Source organism: Lactiplantibacillus sp. C232 (genome assembly GCF_023806725.1).
Classification (GTDB): domain Bacteria; phylum Bacillota; class Bacilli; order Lactobacillales; family Lactobacillaceae; genus Lactiplantibacillus; species Lactiplantibacillus plantarum.
The window spans coordinates 1-235 of record NZ_JAMSKZ010000078.1 but is presented as its reverse complement, the minus strand read 5'-3'; the positions used below and the strand labels follow the sequence as shown (position 1 = coordinate 235).

Annotated in this window: 1 pseudogene; it reads left to right on the top strand. The window is 36.2% G+C overall.

Annotated elements, in window-relative coordinates:
* Positions 1-235: pseudogene (locus MZO41_RS16700) on the top strand (IS1182 family transposase); the annotation flags it as partial.

Below are 235 nucleotides of genomic sequence, written 5' to 3'. Positions count from 1 at the left end.
AGAATAGTCGAAAATGGCAAAGTGATGACCGTAAGGTTATGAACTGGGACTATCATGAAAAAGATGATTATTTTATCAATCCGCAAAACGTCCGGTTTAATTTTAATGCTTATCGTCGACGGACTGATAAGTATGGTTTTACCCGTGACTTTAAAGAATACATTGCCGAAAAGTATGATGAAAATCATCAACTAATTGCCGCGGCACTAACACCAAAAGGATATCTTAAAAGGAT